Annotated in this window: 15 protein-coding genes; 14 read left to right on the forward strand and 1 reads right to left on the reverse strand. The window is 46.6% G+C overall.

What is annotated here, in order from left to right; genetic code table 11:
* The first annotated feature begins 65 nt into the window (after positions 1–65).
* From ICN35_RS06825 to ICN35_RS06875, 11 genes are all read left to right on the forward strand, one after another.
* Entirely contained in the window at positions 66–725 is a 660-nt protein-coding gene (locus ICN35_RS06825; RefSeq protein WP_216125598.1) for a tetratricopeptide repeat protein, read from the forward strand.
* The gene (gene bamB, locus ICN35_RS06830; RefSeq protein ID WP_255535744.1) at positions 725–1891 is read left to right on the forward strand and encodes an outer membrane protein assembly factor BamB; all 1167 of its coding nucleotides are present in this window, start codon (positions 725–727) and stop codon (positions 1889–1891) included. Before ICN35_RS06825 ends, bamB begins: the two co-directional genes overlap by 1 nt.
* Complete coding sequence (der, locus tag ICN35_RS06835; protein ID WP_216125601.1) at positions 1888–3252, forward strand: ribosome biogenesis GTPase Der; 1365 nt, start codon at positions 1888–1890, stop codon at positions 3250–3252. The genes bamB and der overlap by 4 nt, the downstream gene beginning before the upstream one ends.
* A gap of 167 nt (positions 3253–3419) precedes the next feature.
* Complete coding sequence (hfq, locus tag ICN35_RS06840; RefSeq protein ID WP_216125604.1) at positions 3420–3671, forward strand: RNA chaperone Hfq; 252 nt, start codon at positions 3420–3422, stop codon at positions 3669–3671.
* A complete protein-coding gene (gene hflX / locus ICN35_RS06845; protein ID WP_255535755.1) occupies positions 3664–4905 on the forward strand; it encodes a GTPase HflX in 1242 nt (413 codons plus the stop codon). The genes hfq and hflX overlap by 8 nt, the downstream gene beginning before the upstream one ends.
* Positions 4895–6394 carry an FtsH protease activity modulator HflK gene (hflK, locus tag ICN35_RS06850; RefSeq protein WP_216125606.1) on the forward strand — a complete coding sequence of 500 codons (1500 nt, stop codon included), beginning with the start codon at positions 4895–4897 and terminating at the stop codon, positions 6392–6394. Before hflX ends, hflK begins: the two co-directional genes overlap by 11 nt.
* On the forward strand, positions 6394–7263 hold the full coding sequence (gene hflC / locus ICN35_RS06855) for a protease modulator HflC (protein WP_215294929.1): 870 nt from the start codon (positions 6394–6396) through the stop codon (positions 7261–7263). Before hflK ends, hflC begins: the two co-directional genes overlap by 1 nt.
* A 20-nt stretch (positions 7264–7283) precedes the next feature.
* Positions 7284–8444, forward strand: coding sequence for an ATP phosphoribosyltransferase regulatory subunit (locus tag ICN35_RS06860; protein WP_216125608.1), 1161 nt, complete (start codon positions 7284–7286; stop codon positions 8442–8444).
* Positions 8445–8516: 72 nt separating this feature from the next.
* The gene (locus tag ICN35_RS06865; protein WP_216125610.1) at positions 8517–9857 is read left to right on the forward strand and encodes an adenylosuccinate synthase; all 1341 of its coding nucleotides are present in this window, start codon (positions 8517–8519) and stop codon (positions 9855–9857) included.
* A gap of 102 nt (positions 9858–9959) precedes the next feature.
* Positions 9960–12176: a malate synthase G gene (locus ICN35_RS06870; RefSeq protein WP_216126022.1), complete on the forward strand. Its 2217-nt coding sequence runs from the start codon at positions 9960–9962 to the stop codon at positions 12174–12176.
* A 77-nt stretch (positions 12177–12253) separates the two neighbouring features.
* Entirely contained in the window at positions 12254–12757 is a 504-nt protein-coding gene (locus ICN35_RS06875; protein WP_216125612.1) for a hypothetical protein, read from the forward strand.
* Here the strand turns inward: ICN35_RS06875 and ICN35_RS06880 are convergent.
* Complete coding sequence (locus ICN35_RS06880) at positions 12744–13259, reverse strand: hypothetical protein (protein WP_216125614.1); 516 nt, start codon at positions 13257–13259, stop codon at positions 12744–12746. The two genes, ICN35_RS06875 and ICN35_RS06880, sit on opposite strands and share 14 nt — an antisense overlap.
* 79 nt (positions 13260–13338) lie before the next feature.
* Between ICN35_RS06880 and ICN35_RS06885 the strand changes: the two genes are divergently transcribed.
* The 3 genes from ICN35_RS06885 to ICN35_RS06895 are packed head-to-tail and all read left to right on the forward strand — an operon-like array spanning position 13339 to position 15833.
* A complete protein-coding gene (locus ICN35_RS06885) occupies positions 13339–14577 on the forward strand; it encodes an MFS transporter (RefSeq protein WP_216125617.1) in 1239 nt (412 codons plus the stop codon).
* Positions 14578–14613: 36 nt separating this feature from the next.
* Positions 14614–15297 (forward strand): dienelactone hydrolase family protein, encoded by a 684-nt coding sequence (locus ICN35_RS06890; protein WP_216125620.1) that lies wholly within the window; start codon positions 14614–14616, stop codon positions 15295–15297.
* Positions 15298–15335: 38 nt separating this feature from the next.
* The gene (locus ICN35_RS06895; RefSeq protein ID WP_215318218.1) at positions 15336–15833 is read left to right on the forward strand and encodes a hypothetical protein; all 498 of its coding nucleotides are present in this window, start codon (positions 15336–15338) and stop codon (positions 15831–15833) included.
* Positions 15834–15862 lie beyond the last annotated feature (29 nt).

Genomic DNA, 15862 nt, shown 5'->3' on the forward strand with positions numbered 1-15862 from the left:
TAGTAGTCATTACATTCATCAAGAAATGAAGAACGAAATTAACCACGAAATCAGCTCGGATTGACATGCCTTTAGATCTAGAAGAACAAGAACAGTTAGACCAACTCAAAGCATTTTGGCAAAAGTATCGCAACCTGATAACGGGTGTGGTGACTGCGGCTTTATTTGCTTATGCCGCCTATAGCGGATATCAGTGGTGGCGTAATAGTCAGGCTCTCGAAGCTTCGAAGTTATACGAGACCATGGTGGGCGCAATTGCTAAGGGCGATAAAGATCAAACCTTGCGTGCTGCGGATGATTTGCAAAAAGACTATGCTCGCACCCCTTATGCACCGATGTCGAGTTTAATTGCGGCGCGCATCGCAGCGGATGCTGGTGACAATACTAAAGCACTAGATTATTTACGCTGGGCTGCTAAGAATGCTTCTAATGATGGCTATCTCGCTTTAGCTAAGTTGCGTTTGGTATCGCAATTGATTGAACAAGGTAGTGAAAAGGATTTTGCTGAAGCCGATCAAATACTCAAAGATAAGCCGGTAGCTGGTTTTGAAGCCCTATGGCTTGAGCGACGGGGTGATTGGTATTTGGCGCAGAAGAAAAATGCGGAAGCAAAAGCCAGTTATCAAGACGCTTGGAAAGCATTAGATCAAGCAAAAGAATTTCCTGAAGAGGCGCGTCGCCTCCTGAAGGTGAAGTTAGATGCTGTTGGAGGAGTTGCTCAGTGATGGTCGCAATGAAGGTTTCAGTGAAGCGTGCAGTAAAACTCATTAGCAGCGCCCTGCTGATTGGGGTGGTTGCCACCGCTTTGGTTGCATGCTCAGGTAGTTCTCGTGCGCGCAAGCCTGCAGAACTGGTGTCAGTTACCAACCAATTCGATTTGCAGCCGGTTTGGTCTACGAGCGTTGGTTCATCAGAAACCTTTAACTTTCATCCGGTCGTAGCGGGTGATGCAGTCTATGCAGCCTCACATCGTGGCAACCTAGCCAAAATTGATTTGGCAACCGGCAATAAAGTCTGGGAAGCTTCGGTTCCTGAACGTTTGGCGATTGGCCCTGGTTCAGATGGCCGCGTTACCGTTGCTGTGAGTATTAAGGGTAATGTGTATGCCTATGACGATAGCGGTAAGCCTTTATGGAATGTCAATGTCGGTAGCGAAGTATTGAGTGAGCCGGTAGTTGCCGGTGGCGTGGTAGTCATTCGTGCGCTGGACAACCGCTTTATTGGTTTGGATACCCAAACTGGCGTGCGTAAGTGGATCTATCAACGCCAACAATCAGCATTGTCCTTGCGTGTTGGCTATGGCATGTTGCCAATCAATAATGAAGTGATCGTGACCGGTTTTGCTGGTGGACGCTTTGGCATGATTGCAATGGTTAACGGCGGTTTAGTTTGGGAGACCCCAGTGTCCTTTCCAAAAGGCTTTTCTGAGATCGAGCGTTTGAATGATGTGACTGCCAAGCCGAGCATGCAAGGCGATATTATTTGCGCTGTCTCCTACCAAGGCCGCATTGGTTGTGGTCAAGCCCGCACTGGCAATCTCTTGTGGTTTAAGGATTACTCGAGCTACACCGGTACTGCTCAAGGTACTGAATTAGTCTTCTCTGCCAATGAAAAATCGTATGTCACTGCTTTTGTCACTAAGGACGGTACTCAGGCTTGGGAAAACACGCAGCTGACTTTCCGTGATGTCGGTGAGCCTTTAGCAGTGGGTAGAGTATTACTCATGGGTGACGCGCAAGGTTATGTGCATGCATTTTCTCAGGCGAATGGCGAGATGGTCGCACGTATTCGTCACGATAGTAGTCCAATCTCAGCCGCCCCTATTGCCGTGGGTGGCCTCATCTTGATTCAATCTCAGGGTGGAAAAATTGCAGCGTACAGTCCAAAATGAATCCAGTCATCACTATTGTCGGTCGCCCCAATGTTGGGAAGTCGACACTTTTTAATCGCTTAACGCGTTCACGTGATGCCTTAGTTGCAGACTTTTCTGGTTTAACGAGAGATCGTCACTATGGCAAAGGCCGTATTGGTGAGCGTGCATTTATTTGCGTGGATACCGGTGGTTTTGAGCCGGTTGCAAAGACCGGCATTGTTGCCGAGATGGCCAAGCAAACGAAACAAGCGGTCGCTGAATCTGACATTGTGATTTTCTTGGTAGATGGCCGCTTGGGTATGGCGCCACAAGACCGCGTGATTGCCGACTTCTTACGTAAGACTGGTAGACCCATCATTCTGGCGGTCAATAAAACCGAAGGTATGCAAGCAGGGGTTGTCACTGCAGATTTTCATGAGCTTGGTTTGGGTGAGCCGTTCCCGATCTCTTCTGCACATGGGGATGGTGTTCGTGGCCTGATTGACGATGCACTTGATTCATTAGGCATCCCCGAGCCAGACGAAGCAGAATTAGCGAGCGATCCAAATCGTCCGATGAAGATTGCAGTAGTAGGTCGTCCTAATGTGGGTAAGTCGACCTTGATCAATAAATTGATCGGTGAGGAGCGCGTCATTGCATTCGATATGCCAGGAACCACCCGTGATGCGATTGAAGTTCCGTTTGAGCGGAATGGCAAGCCGTATATCTTGGTGGATACAGCAGGCTTGCGTCGCCGTGGAAAAGTCTTTGAAGCGATTGAGAAGTTCTCTGTGGTTAAAACCTTACAAGCAATTGCTGATTGCAATGTAGTAATTCTGATGCTCGATGCTCAGCAAGATATTTCTGAACAAGACGCGCATATCGCAGGATTTATTGTGGAAGCAGGGCGTGCACTGGTAGTTGCCGTCAACAAGTGGGATGGCATCGATTCATACGTCAAAGAACGTGCCCGTTTAGAGATTGCGCAAAAGTTGCGCTTTCTAGACTTTGCTAACGTCCATCCGATTTCTGCGAAAAAAGGGACTGGCTTAAAAGAGCTCTTTAAAGATGTGGATGCTGCTTATGCAGCGGCCATGGCGAAATTGCCAACCCCACGTTTGACCCGTATTCTGCAAGAGGCAGTGGAACACCAGCAGCCAAAACGGGTTGGTATGGGTCGCCCTAAATTGCGTTATGCACACCAAGGGGGCATGAATCCTCCGATCGTTGTGATCCATGGAACATCATTGAGTGGCGTGACCGATAGCTATAAACGCTATCTAGAAGGTCGCTTTAGGGATGTCTTTAAGCTGCGCGGTACGCCTTTACGGATTCAGATGAATACCGCCAAAAACCCCTACGTCGATGCAGATAAAGGTAAAAAGGGCAAAAAGCGCTAGTTTGGGATAAGCTTTTCATCTTGGAAGTAATCAAGCCTTGATTTCTATGTAATTAAGCCCAATATAGATAGCTAGGTAATAACAGTTTTAGAGGTATTCAGTAAAAAATAATCAGCAAAAAGCAAGACTCCCAAAATAAAGCAAGTCAAAAATAAATAAGGAGCAGTATGAGTAATAACAACCCCAGCAAAATCCAATTACTGCAGGATCCGTTTTTAAATGCACTGCGTAAAGAGCACATTCCTGTTTCAATTTACCTCGTGAATGGCATTAAATTGCAAGGCAATATCGAGTCATTCGATCAATACGTTGTACTACTGCGCAATACCGTAACGCAGATGGTTTACAAACATGCAATCTCCACGATCGTTCCTGCTCGTGCGATTGATTTCCGTGTAGAAGAAGCTAGCTCTGTATAAAACTGGTGTAGATGCGGCACGCGCCGTTCTGGTTGGTGTAGATACCGGACGCGAAGATTTTGCAGACAGTATGGCTGAACTCAGCCTCTTGGCTGATAGCGCTGGTTCTATTCCCGCAGCGAGCGTCATTGCGCGAAAGGGTAGAACCGATCCCGCTTTATTCATTGGCTCTGGAAAGGCGAATGAGTTAAAGCGCGTGATGGAAGAGCATGACGCTGAATTAGCTATCTTCAATCATCCTTTATCCCCGACGCAGCAGCGGAACTTAGAGCGTCATATTGGTCGTCATGTGATGGATCGCACGGGTTTGATTTTGGATATCTTTAGTCAACGCGCGCAAAGCCACATCGGTAAGACCCAAGTCGAATTAGCGCAAGTGCGTTATCGCATGTCTCGCCTCGTGCGCGCTTGGAGTCATTTAGAACGTCAGCGGGGTGGTATTGGTGTCCGCGGTGGACCGGGTGAAACCCAGATGGAGTTAGACCGCCGGATGTTGGCGACCAAAGCCAAGCGCCTTGAAAATGAATTAGAAAAACTACAGCGTCAGCAAAGAACCCAAAGAAGGGCGCGCAATCGTCAGGATGTGTTCTCCGTTTCCTTGGTGGGATATACCAATGCTGGTAAATCAACGTTGTTCAATGCGTTGACCAAGGCGGGCACTTATGCTGCTAATCAGCTCTTTGCCACCCTAGATACCACTTCTAGAAGAGTCCATTTAGAGGGGGTAGGCTCGATTGTGGTGTCAGATACCGTCGGATTTATCCGCGATTTGCCACACCAGTTGGTCGAGGCCTTTAGGGCTACTCTGGATGAAACGATCCATGCCGACCTGATATTGCATGTAATTGACGCCTGCAGCCCAGTTGCCAGGGAGCAAAAAGCGGAAGTTGAGGCGGTTTTACAAGAAATCGGGGCTGACGACATCCCGCGCATTGAGGTGATGAATAAGATCGATTTAATGCCTCAAACCTTCACCCGCGGGGCTGTTTTAGAGCGGGATAACCAAGGTTTTCCGAGCGAAGTTTTCCTCTCAGCCCAAACAGGCTTAGGCCTTGATTTAATGAGGTCAGCCTTGGCGGAATGCTCCCAAATGACTGATAAAATGAGGAGTGAACACAACCGTGCTAAGACCCAAATGGCCCCGGACGAGTTTTTAGCACCTTTACCTGAACGACCAGAGTCATCCGAATTTAATCCGATTCCTAACCGAAGCTACTTTTCTAATGATGCGTAAATTTTTAGACCTTTTTTCGGTCAATGATCCAGGTTGGGGCAATAGCCACAACAACGGATCCAAAGATTCCAAGGATGCCAAAGAAGGGCAGGGCAATGAGCAAGCTCCAAAAGTAGAGCCTGATCAAAATCCACCAACAGGTCAGCCAAATAAGCAGCCAACCAAGCCAGATGGTCCACCAGATTTGGATGAGTTGTGGCGCGATTTCAATGACAAGATTGCCGGTATCTTTGGCGGTAAGAAAAAGCCAGGTACGAATTCACCCGCTTCTGCTAAAAAACCCAACAGTGGCGATATTCCTCCGCCATCACAGCGTGGTGGTAACGGTGGTGGTTCTGCTGGACCAAACTTTAATTTCACAAACCCCTTTAGCTCCAAGAGTGGTCTGCTAGTAGCGCTGGCGATCTTCCTCTTCTTTTGGGTGTGCAGTGGTTTTTTCATTATCCAAGAGGGTCAGGCGGGAGTTGTTCTGAGTTTTGGTAAATACGACTACACCGCTAAGCCTGGTATTAATTGGCATTTCCCATGGCCGCTCCAGTCTGCTGAAACAGTCAATCTCTCGGGCGTGCGCTCCGTTGAAGTGGGCCGTCCGGTACTGATTAAAGCGACTAATCAAAAAGACTCTTCGATGTTGACTGAAGATGAAAACATTATTGATGTGCGTTTCGCTGTGCAATACCGCTTAAAAGACCCAACTGATTATTTATTTAACAATCGTGATCCTGATGCTGCAGTCATCCAAGCTGCTGAAACAGCCGTGCGCGAGATTGTCGCTCGTAGCAAGATGGATACTGTTTTGTACGAAGGGCGCGAGAAGATTGGTATTGATCTTGCTAATTCGATTCAAAAGATTTTAGATAGCTATAAGACAGGCATTTATGTCACGAGCGTTACGGTACAAAACGTACAACCACCAGAACAAGTGCAAGCTGCATTTGACGATGCGGTGAAGGCTGGTCAAGATCAAGAACGCTTAAAGAGTGAAGGCCAGGCTTATGCCAATGACATCATCCCGCGCGCTAAGGGTACTGCAGCTCGCTTAATTCAAGAGGCAGAGGGCTATAAGGCTCGTGTAGTAGCTACTGCAGAGGGTGACGCAACTCGCTTTAAGCAAATCTTGGTGGAATATTCTAAGGCGCCACAAGTGACTCGTGATCGCATGTATATCGATACGATGCGCGAAATGTATAACAATGTGACCAAGATTTTGGTTGATACGACCAAGAGTAATAGTTTGTTGTATTTGCCGCTCGATAAGATTGTTGCGCAGGTCAGCGCAGAGACCGCACAAGCTACTGGCGCTCCTCTTAATCAAGGCAACACAACTTCTTCTAGCACCCCAACTGGTTCTGTCACAGTGGGTGGAGCAACAGGGCTTAATAATCCTGCGCCAACTACTGCAGCGCCTGTAGTAAGCCCAAGCTCTAGTAATGATAGGTCAGCGGATAAGCGCGATGGTTTGCGTAGTCGTGATCGGGAGAGCCGTTAATGAATGCTAATCGTCTGATCGTCGCTGCGGTTGCATTTATTGCGCTCGTCTATGTACTGTCTTCCAGTATCTTTGTTGTGGATCAACGCAAGTTCGCCGTTGTGTTCTCTTTTGGTCAGATCGTGCGCGTGATTGAGAAACCGGGTCTGCAGGTGAAGTATCCAGGTCCATTTGAGAGTGTGCGTTTCTTCGACCGTCGTATTTTGACAATTGATAATCCAGAGGCAGAGCGCTTCATTACTGCTGAGAAGAAAAATCTGCTCGTAGATTCTTATGTGAAGTGGCGCATTGTTGATCCTCGTAAATTCTTCATTAGCTTCAAAGGTGATGAGCGCCTGGCGCAAGATCGCTTAACGCAACTAGTGCGATCCGCATTAAATGAAGAGTTCACCAAGCGCACAGTCCGTGAATTGATTTCTGATCAGCGTGAAGAAGTGATGCAAGGTATTCGCAAGAAGGTCGCGGTTGATGCATCTGATATTGGCGTAGAAATTGTGGATGTCCGCTTAAAACGTGTTGACCTCTTGGCTGAGATTAGTGATTCAGTCTATCGCCGGATGGAGGCTGAGCGTAAGCGTGTAGCCAATGAGTTGCGCTCTACTGGTGCAGCAGAGTCTGACAAAATTCGCGCTAATGCAGAGCGTCAACGCGATACGATTTTGGCTGAAGCCTATCGTGATGCTCAAAAGATCAAAGGGGCGGGAGATGCTAAGGCCACCTCACTCTATGCCGAAGCATTTGGACGTGATCCACAGTTTGCGCAGTTCTATCAGAGCTTGGAGGCCTACCGTAACTCTTTCAAGGATAAGAAAGATGTGATGGTGGTGGAGCCGAATGGTGAGTTCTTCAAGTTTCTGCATAAAAAATAAGAAAGCGAATCATTCAGATCATGAATCGTTGGTTACTTCCTGAAGATATTGCAGACGTTTTGCCAGCTGAGGCTCGCAAGGTAGAGTCTTTGCGTCGTGCCATCTTGGATCTTTATCAATCCTATGGCTATGAACTAGTGGCTCCTCCAATTTTGGAGTTCTTGGATTCACTCTTAACTGGCACGGGTTCTGATCTCAATTTGCAAACTTTCAAATTGGTTGATCAATTATCAGGTCGCACCTTGGGCTTGCGTGCGGATATCACTCCGCAAGTCGCGCGTATCGATGCGCACTTATTAAATCGGGCAGGTGTTACTCGGCTTTGCTATGCAGGCTCGGTTGCGCATGCACGCACCCCCGTAGGTAGCTCATCACGCGAACAATTGCAATTAGGTGCAGAGATCTATGGCTGCGCCAATTGGGAAGCGGACTTTGAAGCTATTACCTTATTACTCAAGACCCTGGGAGTAGCTGGTCTCAAAAAGGTGTATTTAGATCTGTCACACGCTGGCATCTTGACTGGTATTTTGGCCGATCAAAAGCTCGCTAAAGAAACCATTGAAACTTTATATGGCCTTTTGCAGACCAAGGATCGCCCTCGTTTACAACAATGGGCAACCTGTTTACCTGCCAAGATTGCTGATGCTTTGCTCGCATTGACGGAATTAAATGGTCCGTGCGCTGAAGTGTTAGCTCAGGCAAAGCAGGTGCTACCGAAGCATGCTGCTATCGATCAGGCATTAGCAGACTTAGAGCGGATAGTTTCTGCAGCAAATGCTAATGTAGGTATAGAGCTCAGCATTGATCTAGCCGATCTGCGTGGCTATCAATATCACAGCGGTGTGATGTTTGCAGCCTATGTAGATGGCTTGCCGCAACCGATAGCTAGAGGCGGGCGCTATGACCAGGTGGGTCAGGCCTTTGGTCGCTCCCGGCCTGCTACTGGATTTTCCTTGGATCTACTCACATTGGCTAGCTTGTCACCTTTACAGGTTCGTAAATTCGCTATCCTTGCACCTTGGGTTCAGGATGTGGCCTTAGAAAATGCCATTACAGAATTGCGCAATCGTGGTGAAGTAGTGATTCAGGTTCTTGCCGGTGAATCCGTTGAGGCAGCTGAATATGAATGTGATCGAGCATTGGTGAAGCAGGGTAACTCTTGGGAAGTAAAGAAGAACTAAAGTCAGTAGCAATCAATTGATTAATCAAGTAATCACTTAACCTAATTTGTCATTATCTTTTTGGATTTCAATATGTCTTCAAAGCAGCAAGCAAAAGGTCGTAACGTCGTTGTCATTGGCACCCAGTGGGGTGATGAAGGCAAAGGTAAGGTAGTTGATTGGTTAACTGATCACGCTCGAGCAGTCGTGCGCTTTCAGGGTGGTCACAATGCTGGTCATACCTTAATCATTGGTGGTAAGAAAACGATTTTGCGTTTGATTCCTTCTGGAATCATGCATAAAGAGGTGATCTGTTACATTGGTAATGGTGTGGTGCTGTCACCAGAGGCGCTCTTTAAAGAAATTGGCGAGCTTGAAGATGCCGGTTTAGATATCCAATCCCGTCTAAAAATCTCCGAAGCCACCACTTTGATTCTCCCGTACCACGTAGCAATTGATCATGCGCGTGAGAAAAAGCGTGGGGAAGCCAAGATCGGTACAACCGGGCGTGGTATTGGCCCAGCTTATGAGGATAAAGTGGCACGTCGTGCTTTGCGCGTCCAAGATTTGTTCTATCCAGAAAAGTTTGCAGCGCAATTGCGTGAGAACTTGGAGTATCACAACTTCATGCTTACCAACTATTACGGTGCTGAGCCTGTCAACTATGAGAAGACACTTGCTGAAGCGATGTCTTATGCAGAGCGCATCAAGCCAATGGTAGTCGATGTCTCTAGCGCTTTATATGCTGCCGAGCAAGCCGGTCAAAACCTCTTGTTTGAAGGTGCACAAGGTACCTTACTCGATATCGATCACGGCACTTATCCATACGTGACTTCTAGTAATTGCGTAGCGGGCAATGCCGCGGCGGGTTCTGGTGTTGGCCCTGATTCACTGCAATACATCTTGGGTATTACGAAAGCCTATTGCACGCGTGTTGGTGCGGGCCCATTCCCAAGCGAGCTCTATGATCATGACAATCCAGCAAGACAAGATCCTATTGGTATTCGTCTTGCTGAAGTTGGTAAGGAATTTGGTTCTGTTACCGGTCGTCCCCGTCGCACTGGCTGGTTAGATGCTGCTGCTTTGAAGCGCTCGATTCAGATCAATGGTTTGTCAGGCCTGTGCATTACCAAGTTGGATGTGCTCGATGGCCTCGAAACCATTCGCTTGTGCGTGGGCTACAAGCTCGATGGCAAGAAGTTAGATGTATTGCCGCGGGGCGCAGAGTCAGTAGCTCGATGTGAGCCAATCTATGAAGATTTCCCAGGCTGGAAAGGCACCACTTTTGGGATTCGCGAGTGGGATAAGCTACCTGTAGAGGCGCAAAATTTCCTGCGCCGTATTGAAGAAGTGGCTGGTAAGCCAATCGCAATGGTTTCTACAGGACCAGAGCGTGATGAAACCATTCTTCTCCAACATCCCTTTCAGGATTGATGGAAAATATTTGATTCAGTAAGGAAGTGAGAAATGAAGTAAAAAACGAAGTAAGAAACTAAGTAAACCCAATTTTTAACTTTTGCATAAGAAATGAATCACATGACTGCGCGTACTACCTGTAATGACCTTCAAGTAGCAACCCCCTTGTATCGATTTATTGAAGACAAAGTACTTCCTGGAACTGGCATTAAGAGTGCTGATTTTTGGAAGGGTTTCGATGAAATCGTTACAGACTTAACTCCAAAAAATGAAGCTTTACTGGCAAAGCGCGATCGTTTACAGCTTGATCTAGATAAATGGCACAAAGCCAATCCAGGCCCAATTAAAGATATGCCTGCGTATCGCAAATATTTAAAAGAAATTGGTTATATCGAGGATGTTCCTGCCACGATTAAGGCTACCACTCAGAATGTGGATGATGAGCTAGCTCTCCAAGCTGGCCCTCAGCTTGTTGTTCCAGTTCTCAATGCGCGCTATGCCTTGAATGCTGCTAATGCCCGTTGGGGATCTTTGTATGATGCTTTATATGGCACAGACGTGATCTCTGAAGCAGAAGGTGCCACTAAGGATGGCGCTTACAACCCGATTCGAGGTGCAAAGGTTGTTGCCTTTGCTCGTCAGTTTTTAGATGAATCCGCTCCTTTGGCTGGGGCTTTATATCGCGATGTAGTGGCCTATAGCGTTGTAGATAAAAAACTGTCCGTTAAATTAAAAGACGGTAGCGCTACTAGCTTGGTTGATGAAAAACAGTTCGTGGGCTATCAGGGCGATGCTTCTGCACCATCATCCATCTTGTTGCGCAATCATGGCATTCATATTGATATTGAAATCGATAGGACTAAAACTATTGGTGCTGCTGATCCAGCCGGAGTCAATGATGTGGTGCTCGAGGCAGCACTCTCAACCATTTTGGACTTAGAAGACTCAGTAGCCGTAGTTGATGGCGATGACAAAGTACTTGCTTACGAGAACTGGTTGGGTATTCTCAAAGGCACCTTGGTTGAAGAAGTCAGTAAGGGTGGTAAAACATTTACCCGTAAACTGAACCCAGATCGTCAATATAAAGCAGGTATAGGCGCAACCAATGCAAAAGATGGCATTGTGACGCTGCATGGCCGCTCACTCTTATTCCTTCGCAACGTTGGTCACTTGATGACTAACCCAGCCATCATTACTAGCGAAGGTAAGGAAATCTACGAAGGTATCTTAGATGCCGTAGTCACCGTATTAATTGCTTTGTATGACATCAATCGCCCAGCAACTCAGGCCATTGGCAATACACGCAAGGGCTCTGTCTACATTGTGAAGCCAAAAATGCACAGCGCAGAAGAAGTGGCGTTTGCTAGCGAGCTCTTCGGCCGTGTTGAGAAATTACTGGGTTTACCCGAGAACACTGTCAAATTAGGCATCATGGATGAAGAGCGCCGTATGAGCGTCAATATTAAAGCTGCTATTGCTGCAGCTGGTGCTCGCGTTGCGTTTATTAATACTGGGTTCTTAGATCGTACCGGTGATGAAATGCATACCGGTATGTATGGTGGTGCCATGGTTCGCAAAGGCAGAATGAAGATTGCCAAATGGTTCGGAGCGTATGAGCGCCGTAACGTATTGGCAGGCTTGGATTGCGGTCTACGTGGCCGTGCACAGATTGGTAAGGGTATGTGGCCTGCGCCAGATCTGATGAAGGAGATGGTAGAGCAAAAAGGGGCGCATCCTCTAGCCGGAGCGAATACCGCTTGGGTACCATCACCTACTGCTGCCACTTTGCATGCCATGCATTATCACCAAGTTAATGTGGCCAAGATTCAAGAAGAGATGGAGAAAGAAGATACTGCAGCTGAGTATGAGGCTTTAACTGACGATCTCTTGACTGTGCCAATTGCACTCTATCCTGATTGGACTAAAGAGGAGATTCGCGAAGCCCTCAATAATAATTGCCAAGGTATCTTAGGTTATGTAGTGCGCTGGATTGACCAAGGTGTAGGTTGCTCTAAGGTGCCTGATATTTATAACGTAGGCTTAATGGAAGATCGCGCAACTTTGCGTATTTCTAGTCAGCACATTGCCAATTGGTTGCTACACAAATATGTCACTAAGGCTGAGGTACAGGAAGCAATGCAACGCATGGCTAGCATTGTTGATATGCAAAATGCAGGCGACCCTTTGTACAGGCCAATGATGCCAAACTACAAAGACTCTTATGCCTTTAAAGCTGCTAGTGATTTGATCTTCAAAGGTCTAGAGCAGCCTAATGGCTACACTGAGCCACTCTTGCATGCATGGCGTTTGAAAGTGAAGCAGGCGCAGGCGAAGTAATTCGCATTTGCCCGTAAAAAGAAATGGATTTGTCGCAAGGCAAGTCCATTTTTTATTTACCAATTGCATAAATAAGTATGTTTAGTTTCTTAAATCCTTTCTCTCACTTAAAACGCTCAAGCAAAGTCTTTCCATTTCAATATCATGATGGTGGCAGAGGTGAAGCTGGCTTTAAAGGTAGCGCTGGCGACTGCGTTGTCAGATCGATTGCGATTGCAGCGAATCTTCCTTATCTACAAGTCTATCAAGATCTGGGTGACGCTAATGAGCGATATGCTAACGAGCGAGATAATAAGCTATCAAGACATCTTGTCCGCAGGGGTTCATCGCCGCGGAACGGTAATCATCGCAATGTGTTTCATGATTACATTTTGAGTCATGGCTTTGAGTGGGTTCCCACCATGAGAGTAGGAGCAGGGTGCCAGGTTCACCTCAGGCCCGAAGAGCTTCCATTAGGCACTTTGATCGTTAAGGTCTCCAAGCACCTCACGACTGTGATTAATGGCGTGATTTTCGATACTCATAACCCATCTAGAGGTGGCAATCGTTGTGTATATGGGTATTACATCAAGAAGATTTAATGCGACTCCAGCTGTACTTTTGTCCCCAGGCTTTTTTGTAGGCTTCAGTCATTCCGATCATGACCGAGGTGGTCCAGGCGATTGAAAAGAGACCGGAAAATGCAATAAAGAAAGCCAAGCTTTTCCAGCCTGCAGGTAAGGAATCTGCGGCAAATCCTACGGTGGTATAGCAACTACCTGCAAATATCAAAGCCTCGATTCCATTCGGAATCAGATTGAGTGCAATCAAGTAAACAGACCAAATCACAATTTCACAAATGTGCACGCAGGCAATCAAAATAAATGAGGCATAAAAGTGTATAAACACTCGGTTATATTGTCCCTGACTTTGATTCTTTTCGGTCCTTCTATCAAAGCGCATGATGATGTGATTAATGCAGCTACCATGAAAGACCAGAATCGCAATCAGGCCCAAGACTCCAAAGAAAACATCCGTGATAAGCGGTATCACGGGGATGCCTAGTACGGCTGTTTGTAGAACTGGTTCGGCAAATGTAGTCATGATCTAGTAGGTAAGGGGTCGGCAGAATTAGGATTCAAGGGGGATAATGGCATATTGACCAGCGCGTGTAAAGCAGACCTTGAACCAGCCATCTAATCTTTTTGAATCCCCTAAGCGAGAGCACTTTTTTCTCTTTGCATTAGCCGGAATTCAGTTCACGCATATCTTGGATTTTATGATCATGATGCCTTTAGGGCCTCAGTTCATTAAAGTGTTTTCAATCAATACTCATCAGTTTGGCTTATTGTTATCTTCCTATACTTTTGCGGCAGCAATTGCGGGAATATTTGCAACTTACTATGTCGACCGCTTTGAGAGACGGCAGTTACTCCTACGTTTATATATTTGCTTCATCATTGCAACAATAGCCTGTGGTTTTGCACCGAACTACCATTTACTATTTATTGCACGTGCATGTGCAGGGGCCTTCGGTGGGATCTTGGGTTCACTTGTTCAAACTATCGTGGCTGACTCTATTCCGTTTGAACGTCGTGGTAAAGCCTTGGGTACGGTGATGGCAGCATTTTCGGTCTCGACCGTTGCCGGCGTTCCCTTGAGTTTATTTTTAGCCAATCACATCGACTCTTTAGGTTGGCGTGCGCCATTTATGTTTATTGGTTTGATTGCCACTCTCGTTTTGTATATTGGTTATCGTAATATTCCCAAGATTTCTGGGCATCTTCATCATGTTCATGAGGGAAGTCGTTTTAGACAAATCTATGACATCTTGATTGCCCATCACCACTTGCGTGCTTTTGTGTTCATGGGCCTAATCATGTTGACGGGATTCTCAGTGATTCCGTATATCGCTCTATATCTCACTGCCAATGTGGGTGTGGCTGAGTCCTATATTTCTCTGATCTATTTATGCGGTGGGGTGGCAACCTTAATGAGCTCCCGCTTGATTGGTCATATGGCAGATCAGTATGGCAAAGTACGCGTATTCAGAATCCTAGCAATAGTCAGTTTGATACCGCTGATCGTGACGACCAATTTAGTCCCCGTCCCTTTATGGGTGGTGTTAATTAATTCCACATCTTTCTTTATTCTCATCTCTGGGCGCATGATTCCAGCCATGGCAATGGTGAGTCAGTTAGTCGAGCCCAAGATTCGGGGAACTTTTATGAGCCTGGTAGGTTCAGTTCAAATGCTTGCCTCAGGCATTGCCTCGGTACTGGCTGGGGTAGTGGTAACTATCACGGCTGACGGTAAGATGGAGCACTACAACCTGGTTGGATATGGGGCGGTAGCCTGTGGCTTGCTCACGTTCTGGCTGGTAGGATATATTCATTCGGATACCAAAACGAAGAACGCCTAATGAATTCAATAGTCAGTAATAAATAAAGGAGCACACATGATCGAATACAAAAGACCCGATGGGCAATCAGTCAATGGATACTTGGCAGAGCCTGCAGATCAATCTCATGCTCCAGGGGTGGTCGTTATTCAGGAGTGGTGGGGGCTTGATAGTGAGGTGAAGGCTGTAGCCGATCGCTTGGCTAAGTCAGGGTATCGTGCACTAGTGCCTGATTTATATCGCGGCAAACTCGCTCTAGAAGCTAAAGAAGCAGAGCACCTCATGGGAGATCTGAACTTTGGTGATGCAGCGGGTCAAGATATTCGTGGCGCCGTTCAGTATCTCAAGGCTACTGGTAGCAAAAAAGTAGCAGTCACTGGATTTTGTATGGGCGGTGCATTAACCGTACTATCCGCCTGTCATGTTCCTGAGCTTGATGGCACGGTGGTCTGGTATGGCTACCCTCCGCTGGAATATGTAGATGCCAAAGCGATCACAAAGCCAATGATGGCGCACTGGGCTAGCCATGATGATTTCTTTGTCATCTCGGGCGTTGATCAACTAGATACAAAGTTAACTGAGGCGAATATCCAGCATGAGTTCTATCGCTACGATGCTAAGCATGCCTTTGCTAATCCAAAGGCAGATAGTCGCGGTATGCCACCATTGCAATATAACGAGGCTGCAGCAAACTTAGCTTGGGAAAGAACCATGGCATTCTTAAAAAAGAACTTGGCTTAATTTAAAAACCTCGACTTAAAAACTTTAATGAATTTGTCATGCACCTCTTTTCAGAAAACCTGGCAGTAGAAGTCTCCACTTATTACCGCAACCTAGTTTTAGGTCATGGCGTTACGCCTAAAGTCTTTACCTTAGTCAATAGCGATGGTGATCAATATCTATTCTTCATCGACGACCTACAAATGGAAAGAGCAGAGGAAGATCAATTCCTGGCCTATATCGTCCAGCAACATGATGCAGTGACTTATGCTCGCGGTACCTTAGTCATCGTAGATAAGACCCAGCAATTCATCGAATTTGCCGTAGTGGATAAGGATGATGAAGAAGCGATTGTTTGCTCTGCAGAACTCACCCGCGACATGGAAGATAAGCCCATTGGTTTGACAGAGTTTGAGAAGACCCTAGTGAAAAGGAAATCCATTGTCTTTGGCCAGCTTTACGATCCTGTAAAACTCTCCGAGGAAAAAACAGACGATTTTGAAAGTCTTTGGGAAGAAATGAAGGGGAAGATTCTCCATAGAAACATGGGAATCTAAGTGCTATTGAATTTAGGCTGATTCGTCCC

It is taken from the genome of Polynucleobacter sp. es-GGE-1 (genome assembly GCF_018882005.1).
GTDB lineage: Bacteria > Pseudomonadota > Gammaproteobacteria > Burkholderiales > Burkholderiaceae > Polynucleobacter.

Bases quoted from the DNA above. Each gene is read 5' to 3' on its own strand.
- ICN35_RS06825 (WP_216125598.1), top strand. From the start codon at position 66: ATGCCTTTAGATCTAGAAGAACAAGAACAGTTAGACCAACTCAAAGCA.
- hflC (WP_215294929.1), top strand. From the start codon at position 6,394: ATGAATGCTAATCGTCTGATCGTCGCTGCGGTTGCATTTATTGCGCTC.
- ICN35_RS06895 (WP_215318218.1), top strand. From the start codon at position 15,336: ATGCACCTCTTTTCAGAAAACCTGGCAGTAGAAGTCTCCACTTATTAC.
- ICN35_RS06880 (WP_216125614.1), bottom strand. From the start codon at position 13,259: ATGACTACATTTGCCGAACCAGTTCTACAAACAGCCGTACTAGGCATC.
- ICN35_RS06870 (WP_216126022.1), top strand. From the start codon at position 9,960: ATGACTGCGCGTACTACCTGTAATGACCTTCAAGTAGCAACCCCCTTG.
- ICN35_RS06860 (WP_216125608.1), top strand. From the start codon at position 7,284: ATGAATCGTTGGTTACTTCCTGAAGATATTGCAGACGTTTTGCCAGCT.
- hflK (WP_216125606.1), top strand. From the start codon at position 4,895: ATGATGCGTAAATTTTTAGACCTTTTTTCGGTCAATGATCCAGGTTGG.
- bamB (WP_255535744.1), top strand. From the start codon at position 725: ATGGTCGCAATGAAGGTTTCAGTGAAGCGTGCAGTAAAACTCATTAGC.
- hfq (WP_216125604.1), top strand. From the start codon at position 3,420: ATGAGTAATAACAACCCCAGCAAAATCCAATTACTGCAGGATCCGTTT.
- ICN35_RS06890 (WP_216125620.1), top strand. From the start codon at position 14,614: ATGATCGAATACAAAAGACCCGATGGGCAATCAGTCAATGGATACTTG.
- der (WP_216125601.1), top strand. From the start codon at position 1,888: ATGAATCCAGTCATCACTATTGTCGGTCGCCCCAATGTTGGGAAGTCG.
- ICN35_RS06865 (WP_216125610.1), top strand. From the start codon at position 8,517: ATGTCTTCAAAGCAGCAAGCAAAAGGTCGTAACGTCGTTGTCATTGGC.
- ICN35_RS06875 (WP_216125612.1), top strand. From the start codon at position 12,254: ATGTTTAGTTTCTTAAATCCTTTCTCTCACTTAAAACGCTCAAGCAAA.